Here is a 13,999-nt window from a genome sequence, read left to right as displayed (position 1 = left end):
TCTTCTAGCTCTGGTATCCGTAGACGCCGCGGGCCTGGTCGCGGACCAGCAGGCCCTTGTCGAGTTCGATGACGCGCTTGCGCATCTGGTCGACGATGGCCTGGTCGTGGGTCGCCATCAGCACGGTGGTGCCGGTCCGGTTGATGCGGTCGAGCAGCTTCATGATGCCGACCGAGTTCTGCGGGTCGAGGTTGCCGGTGGGTTCGTCGGCGATCAGCAGCATCGGCCGGTTCACGAACGCCCGGGCGATCGCCACGCGCTGCTGCTCACCGCCCGACAGCTCGCCGGGCATCCGGCCCTCCTTGCCGCCGAGGCCGACCAGGTCGAGCACCTCGGGCACCACCTTGTTGATGGTGCTCTTCGGCTTGCCGATCACCTCCAGGGCGAACGCCACGTTCTGCCCGACGGTCTTGTTCGGCAGCAGGCGGAAGTCCTGGAAGACGGTACCCAGTTGGCGCCGCATGTGCGGCACCTTCCAGTTCGAGAGCTTGCCCAGGTCCTTGCCCAGCACGTGCACCGCGCCGACGGACGGGCGCTCCTCGCGCAGGCACAGGCGCAGGAACGTCGACTTGCCCGAACCGGACGAACCGACCAGGAAGACGAACTCGCCCTTCTCGATCTCCAGCGAGACGTTGTCCAGGGCCGGACGGTTCTGCTTGGGATAGGTCTTGGAGACGTTGTCGAATCTGATCACGGCTGCATCACGGGGGCCATCCTAGGTGGATCGGAGCCAGTGACCTTACGCGATGCCCCACGGCACCCGCAGTCGCCGGACGCCTACCGACCGTGGTTTCGTCAGGTGTTGTTCCGGTTCGGACCGTAAATTGCGAGGTACGTCACAGATCGGTAACCCTTCCTCTCCGGGGGCCGCGGGGTGCGGAACCTGGCAGAGTGGTAGCAAGTCGGAACCGAATCCGCCTCCGGCGCGTTGGCTATGCAGCAAGGAGGAGATCGCATGACCTGCGACCAACTGGTGTGCGCCAACTGCAACGGCCGCGTGAGCGACGGCCGCTGCCCGGTCTGCCGCGCCAACCGCGCCCGGCTCCAGCAGGAGCAGCACGGGCCGTTCGCGACGCTCAACCCAGCGGTGCTGCTGGCGCTGCTGTTCGCCGCGGTGCTGATGCTCGCCCTACTGCTGCACTGAACCCACACACGGGGAAGGGCCCCTCCGCCGAGGCGGAGGGGCCCTTCGCTGTGCTCACGCTGCGCGATCAGCTCTCGCGCTGCTCGCGCCACCGGGTGCCGGCCTCGATGCTGTGCTCGATGTTCATCTCAGCCGGCCTCCTCACCTCGCGCGATCAGCTCTCGCGCTGCTTGCGCCACCGGATGCCGGCTTCGATGAAGCCGTCGATGTCCCCGTCCAGCACGCCCTGCGGGTTGCCGACCTCGTGCTCGGTGCGCAGGTCCTTGACCATCTGGTACGGGTGCAGGACGTAGGAGCGCATCTGGTTGCCCCAGGACGAGCCGCCGTCCTTGAGGGCGTCCATCGCGGCGCGCTCCTCCTGGCGGCGGCGCTCCAGCAGCTTGGCCTGGAGGACGTTCATCGCCGAGGCCTTGTTCTGGATCTGGGAGCGCTCGTTCTGGCAGGAGACCACGATGCCGGTCGGCAGGTGGGTGATGCGGACCGCGGAGTCGGTGGTGTTGACGCCCTGGCCGCCGGGGCCGGAGGCGCGGTAGACGTCGATCCGCAGGTCGCCCTCGTCGATGTCGACGTGGTCGGAGGTCTCGACGACGGGGAGCACCTCGACGCCCGCGAAGGAGGTCTGCCGGCGGCCCTGGTTGTCGAACGGGGAGATCCGCACCAGGCGGTGGGTGCCCTGCTCGACGGAGAGGGTGCCGTAGGCGTAGGGGACCTTGACGCTGAAGGTCGCGGACTTGATGCCGGCCTCTTCGGCGTACGAGGTGTCGTAGACCTCGGTCGGGTAGCCGTGCCGCTCGGCCCAGCGCAGGTACATGCGCATCAGCTGCTCGGCGAAGTCGGCGGCGTCGACGCCGCCCGCCTCGGCCCGGATGTTGACCAGGGCCTCGCGGGCGTCGTACTCGCCGGAGAGCAGGGTGCGCACCTCCAGCTCCTCGACGGCCTTCTGCACGGAGACCAGCTCGGCCTCGGCCTCGACGCGGGTGTCCGCGTCGTCCTCGGCCTCGGCGAGTTCGAACAGGACGCCCAGGTCCTCGACCCGGCCGCGCAGGGTCTCGACCTTGCGCAGCTCGCCCTGGAGGAAGGAGAGCCGGCTGGTGACCTTCTGCGCGTTCGCGACGTCGTCCCACAGGGTGGGGGCGGCTGCCTCCTCCTCCAGGGTCGCGATGTCTGCCCGGATCTTGTCCAGGTCGAGGACTGCCTCGATCGACGACATGGTCGAGTCGAGGTTCTTGAGCTCTTCGGAAGGATCGACGGCTGCCACGCCTCAAGGGTAATGGTTCCGCGGGGGGGCTCGGCTACAACCTCGGGTACCAGGGGGTGTGCACGGCCGCGGCGGCCCCGGCGGGGGGCTCGGCGGCGAACGCCGTCCACGCGGCGGCGGCCCCGGCGAGCAGCAGGACGACGGCGATCAGCACGGCCAGGGTGCGGCGGCGGCGGATCATCTGGGCCCGGGTGCGGCGGTGGGCGGCGGGCCGGTCGCGCTGGGCCCGGGACTCCTCGGCGTAGGAGGCGAGCTCCCGGGCCGAGGGGCGGCGCAGGCTGGTGTGGGTGTCCCGGGTGGAGTCGGGCTGCGGGCCGGGCACCAGCGGGACGGCGGGGCCGCGGCGGCGGCGGTGGGTGCCGCCGGTGGCGGCGTCGGCCTCGGCGTAGACGGCCTCGCCGGGGGTGGGCGCCTCCTCGGGGGCGCCGCGCTGGGCGGGCACCGCGAGCGGGCCGACCCCGGCCAGTTCGGGGAGCAGTTCGCGCAGCCGGACGGCGAGTTCGGCGGCGCGCAGCCGGGAGGCGGGGGCCTTGGCCAGGCACTCGGAGATGATCCGCCACAGGCCGTCCGGCATGCCCTCGACCGGGGGGACGTTCTCGGTGACGTGCCGGCGCAGCACCGCGCCGGTGTGGCCGCCGCCGAACGGGGTGGTGCCGGTGAGCAGTTCGTAGAGCACGGTGGCGGTGGCGTAGATGTCGACGGCGGCGCGCGGCTCCAGGCCCTCGATGATCTCGGGGGCGAGGTAGTCGGGGGTGCCGATGATCCGGGTGGCGCGGGTGCGGCGGGGGGCGTCGACCAGGCGGGCGATGCCGAAGTCGGTGAGCTTGGCCCGCGGGGCGCCGGCCGGGCCGGGCGGGGCGGCGAGGTCGAGCAGGACGTTCTCCGGCTTGACGTCGCGGTGCACGATGCCGGCGGCGTGCGCGGCGGCCAGGCCGTCGGCGACGTCGGCGATCACCGAGGCGGCGACGGCGGGGCTGAGCACGCCGTCGTGCTCCAGCCGGGTGCGCAGGTCGCTGCCCCGGACCAGGTCCATCACCAGGGCGAGGTCGCTGCCGTCGACCACCATGTCGTGGACGCCGACCACGTGCGGGTGGTCGAGGCCGGTGAGGGCGGCGCGCTCCTGGACGAAGCGGCCGACCAGCACCTGGTCGGCCGCGAGGTCCTCGCGCAGCAGCTTCACCGCCACCGGACCGTCGGGGCCCTCGCCGAGCCACACGGTGCCGGCCGAGCCGCGGCCGATCACCTGGTGGACGGTGTACCGGCTGCCGATCTTGCGTGCCAATGCTGCTCCGTGGGCTCGTGAGGTCGGTGCTCGACCAACAACCTACGCGCCCGCGGACCCTCCGGGGGCGCCGGAGGGCCCCCGGAGGGGTACCGATCCGGTGGAATTTCGCGGGATTGTCGACAAACCGTCAATTCCACCGTCAGGTGTGGCTGGTGACCCAGTCGCTCGCCGAGTGGTACCAGCCGACCACGTTGTCCCAGTAGTGCGGCAGCGGCGTGAAGTTCCACAGCGCCAGGCAGCCCAGCGCCAGCACCACCAGCACCAGCAGGCAGCCCTTGAGGCAGCCCAGGCCGGGGATCCGCATCCGGTTCGGGCTGCGCCGCCGCGGCTCCCGCTCCCGGGGCGCCTCGCGGGCCGGCTCCGGCTCCCGGTACGGCGGCTCCTGGTGGCGCGGCGGGGCGGGCTCGGGCCGGCGCTGCGGCGCGCCGTAGCCCTGCGGCCGGCCGTCGTAGCCGGGCGGCGGCCCGGGCTGCTGGGCCTGGTACGGCGGCGGGGCGACCGGCGGGCGGCCCTGCTGCGGGTGCTGCTGCGGCGACCGCTGGGGGTGCTGGGGCTGGTACGGGCCCTGCTGCGGGGCGTAGCGGCCGTCCTGCGGGGGCCGGCCGCCCTGCTGCTGGTACGGCGGCGGGGCGACCGGCGGGCGGCCGCCGGGGCCCTGCTGCGGGTGCCGGCCGGCCTGGTAGGGGTGCGGGGCGACCTGCGGCTCGCCCAGGTCCTCCGGCTCGAAGTAGCCGATCCGGGTCTGCGCGTTGCGGTCCCGGGCGGCGCGCAGCTGGGTCTGCCACGGGTGCGGGCCCTCCGGCTGCGCGGGGGGCTGCTCGGCCCCGGGCGGCACCTGCGGCATCATCCGGGTGCGCTCGGCGGCCGGGGCGGCCGGCGGCGGGGCGATCAGCTGGGTGCGGTCCTCGGCGCCCGGCACGGCCGGCCGGTGCGCCATCACCTGGGTCGCGGCGGCCGGGTCGTACCCGCCGGCCAGGGTGGCGTCGTGCGGCGCGGGGGCGGCGGCCAGCGCCGGGTCGGGCACCAGCAGGTCGCCGACGGCCAGCGCGGCGTCCACCGCGGCCGGGGTGGCGTGCACGCCGACGCCGGCCGCGACCACCCGGAGCGCCTCGGCCAGCGAGACGGCGGTGGGGCGCTGGGCCGGGTCCTTGCGCAGGCAGCGCTCGACCACCGTCCACAGCGGTTCGGGCATGCTGCCGGGGCGCTGCGGCTCCTGGGCGAGGTGCGCCTGCAGGACGGCCATCGGGTTGTCGCCGCGGAACGGCGGACGGCCGGTGACCAGTTCGTACAGCATGATGCCCGCGCCGTAGACGTCCACCGCGGCGGTCTGCGGGCGGCCCTCGGCGGACTCGGGGGCGACGTAGGCGGGGGTGCCGACGAACTCGTGGGTGCGGGTGATGCCCGGGGAGTCGGCGAGCCGGGCGATGCCGAAGTCGGTGAGCATCGGGTGCATCCGCTCGTCGCCGTCCACCGCGAGGGTGGCCAGCAGCACGTTGGCGGGCTTGAGGTCCCGGTGCACGATGCCGTCGGCGTGGCTGGCGGCCAGCGCGTCGGCGATCTGGGCCATCAGCAGGGAGCCGGCGATCGGCGACAGCGGGCCGGACTCGCGCAGGTAGCGGTACAGGTCGGGGCCGTCGACCAGGTCCATCACCAGGGCGAGCAGCTCGCCCTCGACCACCAGGTCGCGGGTGCGGACGATGTTCGGGTGGGACAGCCGGAGCAGGACGGAGCGCTCGCGCAGGAAGCGCATCACCACGTCCGGGTCGGCGGCGAGCTCCTCGCGCAGCACCTTGACCGCGACCGCCTGCCCGGGCACCAGGCCCGGCACCGCCGCGTCCTCGCGCACCCGGCCGCGCCAGACCGTACCGGTCGCGCCGCGTCCGAGGCCCTCCTCCAACACGTACTTACTGCCGACAGGCCGCACCTGTGCACTCCGTTCGGTCACCCGGCGCCCGCTGCCGGGGCCGCGTTCCGGCACTCCCCCGTTCCCGTGAACGGCGCCGGGGCCTGGGGAGTCCGCCCGGCCGGGCGGGCTCCCGTATTTTCGGCAACTCTAACGGTGTCCGACCGGGTTTCCGAGGTGTTCCCCGGCCGGGCCGGGCGCGGTCGGGCGGCCCGGTGGCGGCCGCTCCTTGACCTGACCCACCGTCGGATTCACCATGGCGATGATCGCAAGATCGTCAAATCCGGTACCGTGCGCGGACTGTCCGTCCCGAGTGGCAGGATGGCACGCACCACACGTGTGCAGAAGGGACCCCGGGCGAGATGCAGATCCGGCTCACCGTCCTTCGACCGCGCAGCGGCCCGGCCGGCCCCGGCACCGCCGCCGACGTACTGGTCACCGCGCCGGCCGGCACCGTGCTCGGCGCCGTCGCCACCGCCCTGGCCGGCGCGGTCGGCGTCCGCGGCGCCCGCTCCGCCACCCACGTCCACCTCTACGACGGGGAACGGCGGCTGGACGAGCAGACCCCGCTCGGCCACCCCCCGCTGGTGGACGGCGCGGTGCTCGCCCTCGGCGAACCCGACCCGGACGCCGAGGGCGCCGACGAGCGCCCCGCCGCCGAACTGCGGGTGGTCGGCGGCCCCGACGCCGGCGGCGTCCACCGCCTGCACGGCGAACGGATCCGGATCGGCCGCTCCGCCGAGGCCGACGTGCCGCTCGACGACCCCGACGTCTCCCGCCTGCACCTCTCCCTGCACCTGGCCGCCGACGGCCGGGCCACCGTCCAGGACCTCGGCTCCACCAACGGCACCCGGCTCGACGAGCAGTGGCTGCCCGAGGGCAGCGCCGAGGTCGCCCCCGGCGCCCTGCTCCGGATCGGCGAGTCCACCCTCCAGCTCGCCCGCGCCGAAGGCACCGCGGCCCGCCCCACCGTCCCCGACGGCGAGGGCCGGATCCGGCTCGCCCCGCGCACCGGCGCCCGCCCCGCCCCCGGCCGCCCCGCCGCGCCCCCCAGCACCGGCCCCGCCCCGGAAGCCCCCGCCGCCGGGCGCGGCGGCCGCTGGCTGCGCCGCGGCAAGGCCGAACCGCCGGCCGCCGACGACGACCGCCGGCACGACGCCGCCCGGCTGCGCCAGGCCGCCAACCAGCGCGAGCGCTGGCCCGACCCGGCCGCCCTGCTGCTCACCGCCCTCGGCACCGGCCCCCGGCTCTGGGAACGCGGCCCCGACCACCCCGACGCGCTCACCCTCCGGCTCGGCACCGCCGACCTGCCGGCCGGCCCCGGCGCCGCGCCCGGCAGCCTGCTGCCCGCCGTCCCGGTCACCCTCGACCTGCAGACCGCCGGCAGCCTCGGCCTGGCCGGCCCCCGGCACCGCCTCACCGGGCTGGCCCGCGCCGCCCTCGCCCAGCTCGCCGCCCTGCACCCGCCCAGCGGCCTCGCCCTGGTCGTGGTCAGCGCCGAGCAGCCCGCCGAGGACTGGGCCTGGGCCCAGTGGCTCCCGCACCTGCGCCCCGCCCACGGCCAGGCCTGCCGCCTGCTGTACGGCCTCGGCCCCGAACAGGCCGAGGCCCGGCTCACCGAGCTCGCCGCCGCCACCGCCGGGCCGCCCGCCACCGTCGTCCTGGTCGACGGGGACGTCGGCACCGAGGCCGGCCGGCACGCCCTCGGCCTGCTGCTGCGCCAGGGCCCCGCGGCCGGCGTCTTCGTCCTCTGCCTCGCCGAGACCCCCGAGGAGCTCCCCACCGGCCTCGGCGCGCTGGGCCTGGTCACCGGCGAGGTCTCCACCCGCCTCACCCTGGAGCGCCCCGCCGCCGGCGGCCGCGAACGCCTCACCGACATCGCCCTCGACGCGGTCTCCCCCGCCTGGGCCGAGCGGCTGGCCCGCACCCTGGCCCCGCTCGCCGAGACCGACGCCGAGGCGCCGCCGCGCGGCCCGCTCCCCGACGCCCTGCGCCTGCTCGACCTGCTGCGCGCCGAATCGCTCTCCCCCGCCCGGCTCGCCGAGGGCTGGCAGGCGCTGCCCGCCGGAGCGGGCGGCGCCACCGCCCTGCTCGGCACCGCCCGGACCGCCGCCGGCGAGGAGGACTGCACCCTCGACCTCGCCGAGGACGGCGACCACCTGCTGATCGGCGGCGGCCCCGGCTCCGGCAAGTCCGAACTGCTGCGCAGCCTGGCCGCGTCGCTCGCCGTCTCCGAACGCCCCGACCGGCTCGCCCTGCTGACCGTCGACGGGGACCGCGCGGAGGACGGCGGCCTGGCCGGCTGCACCGACCTCCCGCACGTCACCGACCACGTCAACGCCGCCGAGGACCCGCGCGGCGCGCTGCTCGCCGCCGAGCGCCTCACCGACGAACTCGCCCACCGCGAAGCCCTGTTCGACGGCCTGACCTTCACCGAGTGGCACACCCGGCGGGCCCTGGCCAAGACCCCCGCGCTGGTCGGCGGCCCCGCCGCCGACCCGGCCGCGCAGGTCCGGGTGGTCGAGCCCCGCCGCTCCCCCGAGGCGCCCCCGGCCGACACCGCCCCGCCCCGGCTGGTCGTCCTGGTCGACGACTACGACGCGCTGCTCGGCCCCGCCTCCCCCGGCGGCCGCCCGCTGGCCCGCGCCCTCGCCGCCGTCGCGGTGCACGGCGCCCGGCTCGGCGTGCACGTGATCGCGGCGACCGGCTCGCCCGAGAGCACCGCCGGCACCGAGGTCGACGAGGCCGCCCAGCTGCGGATCGCCCTGCGCACCGAGCAGCCCGGCGACTCCGCCCTGCTCGTCCACCTCCCCGACGCCGCCGCCCTCCCCGCCGGCACCCCCGGCCGCGGCTACCTCCGCCGCCCGGACGGCGCGGTCACCGCCTTCCAGGGCGCCCGGGTCAGCGGCCGCATCCCCCGCACCGCGACGCTCCGCCCCACCGTCGTCGTCCAACGCCTGGAGGACCACGGCGCGGCGCCCTCCCCCCGGCCGGTCCGCGAGCTCGGCAACGGGCCCACCGACCTGGCGCTGCTCGCTTCGGCGCTGCGCCGGGCCACCGAGAGCTCCTAGGGAGCGAAAACAGGGGCTCGGGGAACGGCGAGCCCGCGGCTGCCGGCGGTTCACTGCCGTGGCGCGCGTGAGCTTCCGGTTCTGTTCACTACACGCAGCAGCACGAACCTCCGATGGGCTCCGGCCACCAGCAGCACGGACCCGCCGTTCCCCGGGCCCCTGACGGGGCCACTGCGCAGCACGGACTCGCCGTTCCCCGAGCCCCTGACGGTGCTCTCCCGAGCCCCTGGCGGGGCTTCTCCTGTCGCTTACCTGCCGTTGCGGAGCAGGGTGCGGATCACCCGCATCGCGACGGAGAGGCTGGACAGCTCGTAGTTGCCGGAACCCCTTATGTCGTCGAGCGTGGTGCGGGCCCGGCTGAGCAGGGTGCCGTTGAGCTCGGCCCAGGCCGAGTAGCGCTCCTCGGGGCTGGATCCGGCGGGCCCGGCGGCGAGCACGTCCGCGGTGAGGGCGGCGTGCGCGGCGAACAGGTCCTCGCGAATCGCGGCGCGGGCCATCGAGGACCAGCGGTCGGTGCGCGGCAGGTCGATGACCCGGTCGAGCAGGTGGCTGATCTGGAGCCGGTCGCCGAGGTCGTAGTACAGCTCGGCGACCTCCATCACGTCGGTGTCCGAGCGGTCCGCGACGCCGACGATGTCGAGGGTCGGGAAGGCGGAGGAGAGTCCGGCGATCCGGGTGGCGAGCTCGTCGGGGACGCCGGCCGCGGACAGCTCCCGGTGGACGGACTCGAACCAGGCGAGGTCCTCCCCGGTGAGCGGCTTGGGCAGCGCGTCCCAGACCTGGTTGACCCGGTCGTGGAAGAACGCGATGGTGCCGGCGATGTCGAGCGGCTGCCGGTTGTTGAGCATCCACCGGGTGGCGCGCTCGACCAGTCGGCGGGCGTGCAGCCGCATCGTGGTCTGGATCCGGGCGGCGACCTTGTTGTCGAGGCGCTCGACCTGGTCCCAGATCTGCTCCAGGCCGAAGACCGCGCGGGCGGCGGCGTGGGTGCGGGCGATCTCCTCCATGGTCGCGCCGGTCTCCTCGCGGAGCCGGAACGCGAAGGTGCAGCCGCCGCGGTTGATCGTGTCGTTGACGATCAGGGTGGTGATGATCTCGCGGCGCAGCGGGTGGTGGTCGATCTGCTCGGCGAACCGGGCCCGCAGCGCGCTGGGGAAGTACGCGTGCAGCACGTCCCGGAAGTACGGGTCGTCGGGCAGGTCGGTGGCGAGCAGCTCGTCGGCCAGGGTGATCTTGGTGTAGGCGAGCAGCACCGACAGTTCGGGCTGGGACAGGCCGCGGCCGGCCTGCTGGCGGTCGCGGATCTGCTTCTCGGTGGGCAGGTACTCCAGGGCCCGGTCGAGCTGTCCGTTGGCCTCCAGCCGGTTGATCATGCGGGAGTGCACGTTGACCATGCTGGCGGCCTGGGCGACGGCGTTGGCCAGGACGACGTTCTGCGCGTAGTTGTTGCGCAGCACGAGGTGGCCGACCTCGTCGGTCATCTCGGCGAGCAGCGTGTTGCGCTGCTTGACCGTCAGGTCGCCGTCGGCGACCACCTGGTTGAGCAGGATCTTGATGTTCACCTCGTGGTCGGAGGTGTCCACGCCGGCCGAGTTGTCGATGGCGTCGGTGTCGATCCAGCCGCCGCTGCCCTGCGGGCCGCCGCTGGCGGCGAACTCGATCCGGCCGAGCTGGGTGCAGCCGAGGTTGCCGCCCTCGCCGATCACCCGGGCCCGGACGTCGCCGCCGTTGACCCGGATCGCGTCGTTGGCCTTGTCGCCGACCTCGGCGTTGGTCTCGGCCGAGGACTTGACGTAGGTGCCGATGCCGCCGTTCCAGAACAGGTCGACGGGGGCCTGCAGGATCGCCTTCATCAGCTCGGCGGGGGTGAGCTTGGCGGCGTCGGTGCCGAGCCGCTCGCGGACCTGCGCGGAGAGCTGGATGGACTTGGCGGAGCGCGGGTAGACGCCGCCGCCGGCCGAGATCAGCGACCTGTCGTAGTCGTCCCAGGAGCTGCGCGGCAGGTCGAACAGCCGGCGGCGCTCGGCGAAGGAGGCCGCCGCGTCCGGGTTCGGGTCGAGGAAGATGTGCCGGTGGTCGAAGGCGGCGACCAGCCGGATGTGCTCGGAGAGCAGCATGCCGTTGCCGAACACGTCGCCGGACATGTCGCCGATGCCGATGACGGTGAAGTCCTCGGACTGGGTGTCGACGCCGAGTTCGCGGAAGTTGCGCTTGACGGACTCCCAGGCGCCGCGGGCGGTGATGCCCATGCCCTTGTGGTCGTAGCCCGCCGAGCCGCCGGAGGCGAAGGCGTCGCCGAGCCAGAAGCCGTACTGCTCGGCCACGCCGTTGGCGATGTCGGAGAAGGTCGCGGTGCCCTTGTCGGCGGCGACCACCAGGTAGGTGTCGTCCTCGTCGTGGCGCACCACGTCGAGGGGGTGCACGACCTCGCCGGCCACCAGGTTGTCGGTGATGTCGAGCAGCGCCGAGATGAAGGTCTTGTACGAGGCGATGCCCTCGGCGAGCCAGGCGTCCCGGTCCACCGCCGGGTCGGGCAGCTGCTTGGCGACGAAGCCGCCCTTGGCACCGACCGGCACGATGACGGTGTTCTTGACCATCTGGGCCTTGACCAGGCCGAGGATCTCGGTGCGGAAGTCCTCGCGCCGGTCGGACCAGCGCAGGCCGCCGCGGGCGACCTTGCCGAAGCGCAGGTGGACGCCCTCGACCCGGGGCGAGTACACCCAGATCTCGAAGGCGGGGCGCGGCGCGGGCAGGTCGGGGATGGCCTTGGGGTCGAACTTCATCGACACGTACGAGTGCCAGCGGCCCTCGGCGTCGTGCTGGAAGAAGTTGGTCCGCAGGGTGGCCCTGATCAGGTGCAGGAAGGAGCGCAGGATGCGGTCCTCGTCCAGCGAGACGACCTCGTCGAGGGCGCCGGCGAGCTCTTCGAGGATGCCCTCGGTGAGCTCCTCGCTGCCGGACCGGTGGCTGGGCGAGAGCCGGGCCTCGAACAGGTTGACCAGCAGCCGGGTGGTGTGGGTGTTGTTGCGGAGCGCGTCCTCCATGTAGTCCTGGGAGAACGTGGAGCCCGCCTGGCGCAGGTACTTGGCGTAGGCGCGCAGCACCACGGCCTGGCGCCAGGTCAGCTTGGCGGTGAGGACGAGCTCGTTGAAGCCGTCGTTCTCGGCCTCGCCGCACCAGGTGGCGGAGAAGGTGTCCTGGAAGCGCTCGCGGTCCTCGTCGGTGAGGTCGGTGCCCTCGCGGAGCTTGAGGCCGAAGTCGACCACCCAGGCGGTGGTGCCGTCGGTGCGGCGCAGCGCGTACGGGTGCTCGTCGAGGACCTCGACGCCCAGGCGCTGCAGGACGGGCAGCACCTCGGTGAGCGAGATCGGGCCGCCGACCCGGTAGATCTTGAAGCGGCGCTCGTCGTCGCCGGCGCCGACCGGCTGGTAGAGGTTGAGCCGGAAGTCGCCCTCGCCGCTGAGCGATTCGATCTGCTTGAGGTCGGCGACGGCGGTGCGCGGCGGGAAGTCGGCGCGGTAGCCGTCGGGGAAGGCGGTGGCGTACTTGTGCGAGAGCTCGGCGGCGCGCTCCTCGCCGAACTCGGTGCCCAGCTGGTCGTTGAAGCCGTCCATCCAGAACCGGGCGGCCTCGGCGAGCCGGTTCTCGATCCGCTCGACGTCGGAGTCGGAGAGCTGCGGCAGCTCGGCGCCGGGGGCGACCCGGACCACGAAGTGCAGGCGGGTGAGCACCGATTCGGTGGCGTACACCGTGTAGTCGATGGTGTCGCCGCTCAGTTCGGTCTTCAGGATCTCGGTGAGGGCGAGCCGGATCCGGGTGGTGTAGCGGTCGCGCGGCAGGTAGACGTACGCCGAGTAGTAGCGGCCGTACTCGTCCTGGCGCAGGAACAGCCGCAGCCGGCGGCGCTCCTGGAGGTACAGGACGCTGGTGGCGATCGACTGGAGCTCGGCGGCGGCGGTCTGGAACATCTCGTCGCGCGGGAAGGTCTCCATGATCTGGAGCAGGTCGCGCCCGTCGTGGCTGTCGCCGGAGAAGCCCGCCCCGGTCATGACCTCCTGCACCTTGCGGCGCACCACCGGGATCCGGGTGACCGACTCGGTGTACGCGGCGGAGGAGAACAGGCCGAGGAAGCGGCGCTCGCCGACCGGCTCGCCGGCCGCGTCGAACTTCTTCACGCCGACGTAGTCGAGGTACGCGGTGCGGTGCACGGTGGCGCGGCTGTTGGCCTTGGTGAGGACCAGCAGCTTCTTCTCGTGCGCCTTGGCGCGGACGGGGGCGGACAGCCGACCGAACGCCTCGGAGACCGGGTGGTGGTCGGTGTCGTGGCTGAGCGGGTCGGCTCGCAGGACGCCCAGGCCGGTGCCGGCGACCGCCTTGAGCACCTCCTCGCCCTCGTGCTCGACCAGGTCGTACTCGCGGTAGCCGAGGAAGGTGAAGTGGTCGTCGGCGAGCCAGCGCATCAGCTCCCAGGCCTCGCCGACCTCCTGCTCGGGCAGGTGCGCGGGGGGCTCCTCGGCGAGTTCGTCGGCCAGCCGGAGCGCGGAGTCGCGCATCTTCGACCAGTCCTCGACGACCTCGCGGACGTCGCCCAGCACCCGGCGCAGGCCCGCCTCCAGGGTGCGCAGGTCCTCGCGGTCGGTCTCGCGGTCGATCTCGATGTGCATCCAGGACTCGACCACGGCGTCGGCGGGCCACTCGGTGCCGGCCGCCTGGGCGCGGTTGCACGCGTCGGTGTCGAGGATCTCCAGCAGCTTGCCGGTGATGTCGCGGCGCACGGCGAGCTGCGGGTGGACGACCAGGTGGATGGCCCGGTCCAGCCGGGTCAGCTCGTTGGTGACCGAGTCGACCAGGAACGGCATGTCGTCGGTGACCACCTCGACCACGGTGTGGCCGCAGGACCAGCCGTTCTCCTCGACGGTCGGGGTGTGCACCCGGACCTCGGCGGTGCCCTGCGGGCGCTTCAGGCCCAGCCGGTAGTGGGAGGCCGCGGCCCCGTACACGTCCACCGGGTCCCGGTTGATCACGTCCTCGGGGGCGGTGTGGAGGTAGTAGTGGTGCAGGTAAGCGGCCAGAGCACCGTTGCTCAGGCCCTCCCCCGGCGCCGCTCCCCCCACCTGGCTGTTCTCAGCGGCTGCTGCTGCTTTCCTGAGCAGGTCGGCCTTGGCTGCGTCCAGCTTGGTCTGCATGGCTGTTTGGCTCCTGTCGCGCGCCGTTGCGTGACTCGGTGATGGCTGTGGGTGCACCGCCGGGCCCCGTCGGCAATCCTCCCGTACACGAGGGGTGAAAAGCGCTCAAGGCACGCATGAGTCGCGTTCCGCCCGGGTACGACAGCACGTTT

7 protein-coding genes are annotated in these 13,999 nt (G+C 73.8%); 2 read left to right on the top strand and 5 right to left on the bottom strand.

What is annotated here, in order from left to right; genetic code table 11:
- Positions 1–4: 4 nt before the first annotated feature.
- Positions 5–694: a cell division ATP-binding protein FtsE gene (gene ftsE, locus ACWEO5_RS11845; RefSeq protein ID WP_344551187.1), complete on the bottom strand. Its 690-nt coding sequence runs from the start codon at positions 692–694 to the stop codon at positions 5–7.
- A 261-nt stretch (positions 695–955) separates the two neighbouring features.
- Here ftsE and ACWEO5_RS11840 point away from each other — a divergent pair, with 261 nt between their 5' ends.
- A complete protein-coding gene (locus tag ACWEO5_RS11840) occupies positions 956–1,144 on the top strand; it encodes a hypothetical protein (RefSeq protein WP_344551186.1) in 189 nt (62 codons plus the stop codon).
- Positions 1,145–1,298: 154 nt separating this feature from the next.
- On the opposite strand, the gene prfB is transcribed toward ACWEO5_RS11840, so the two are convergent.
- From prfB to ACWEO5_RS11825, 3 genes are all read right to left on the bottom strand, one after another.
- Positions 1,299–2,402, bottom strand: a complete 1,104-nt coding sequence (prfB, locus tag ACWEO5_RS11835) for a peptide chain release factor 2 (protein ID WP_344551185.1) — start codon at positions 2,400–2,402, stop codon at positions 1,299–1,301.
- Positions 2,403–2,436: 34 nt separating this feature from the next.
- Positions 2,437–3,684: a serine/threonine-protein kinase gene (locus tag ACWEO5_RS11830; protein WP_452162267.1), complete on the bottom strand. Its 1,248-nt coding sequence runs from the start codon at positions 3,682–3,684 to the stop codon at positions 2,437–2,439.
- A gap of 142 nt (positions 3,685–3,826) precedes the next feature.
- Positions 3,827–5,611, bottom strand: a complete 1,785-nt coding sequence (locus tag ACWEO5_RS11825) for a protein kinase domain-containing protein (RefSeq protein ID WP_452162266.1) — start codon at positions 5,609–5,611, stop codon at positions 3,827–3,829.
- 341 nt (positions 5,612–5,952) lie between these two features.
- Here ACWEO5_RS11825 and ACWEO5_RS11820 point away from each other — a divergent pair, with 341 nt between their 5' ends.
- On the top strand, positions 5,953–8,661 hold the full coding sequence (locus tag ACWEO5_RS11820) for an FtsK/SpoIIIE domain-containing protein (RefSeq protein WP_452162265.1): 2,709 nt from the start codon (positions 5,953–5,955) through the stop codon (positions 8,659–8,661).
- 248 nt (positions 8,662–8,909) lie between these two features.
- Here ACWEO5_RS11820 and ACWEO5_RS11815 read toward each other — a convergent pair whose 3' ends face one another.
- The gene (locus ACWEO5_RS11815; protein ID WP_452162264.1) at positions 8,910–13,847 is read right to left on the bottom strand and encodes an NAD-glutamate dehydrogenase; all 4,938 of its coding nucleotides are present in this window, start codon (positions 13,845–13,847) and stop codon (positions 8,910–8,912) included.
- Positions 13,848–13,999: the final 152 nt, after the last annotated feature.

This window comes from Kitasatospora sp. NPDC004272, from assembly GCF_053603035.1.
Note: the sequence above shows the minus strand (reverse complement) of the source record. Positions and strands in the feature narration are given on the sequence as shown.

Excerpts from the sequence above, each read along its gene's own strand:
- ACWEO5_RS11840 (WP_344551186.1), top strand. The coding sequence starts at position 956 with ATGACCTGCGACCAACTGGTGTGCGCCAACTGCAACGGCCGCGTGAGC.
- ACWEO5_RS11820 (WP_452162265.1), top strand. The coding sequence starts at position 5,953 with ATGCAGATCCGGCTCACCGTCCTTCGACCGCGCAGCGGCCCGGCCGGC.
- ACWEO5_RS11815 (WP_452162264.1), bottom strand. The coding sequence starts at position 13,847 with ATGCAGACCAAGCTGGACGCAGCCAAGGCCGACCTGCTCAGGAAAGCA.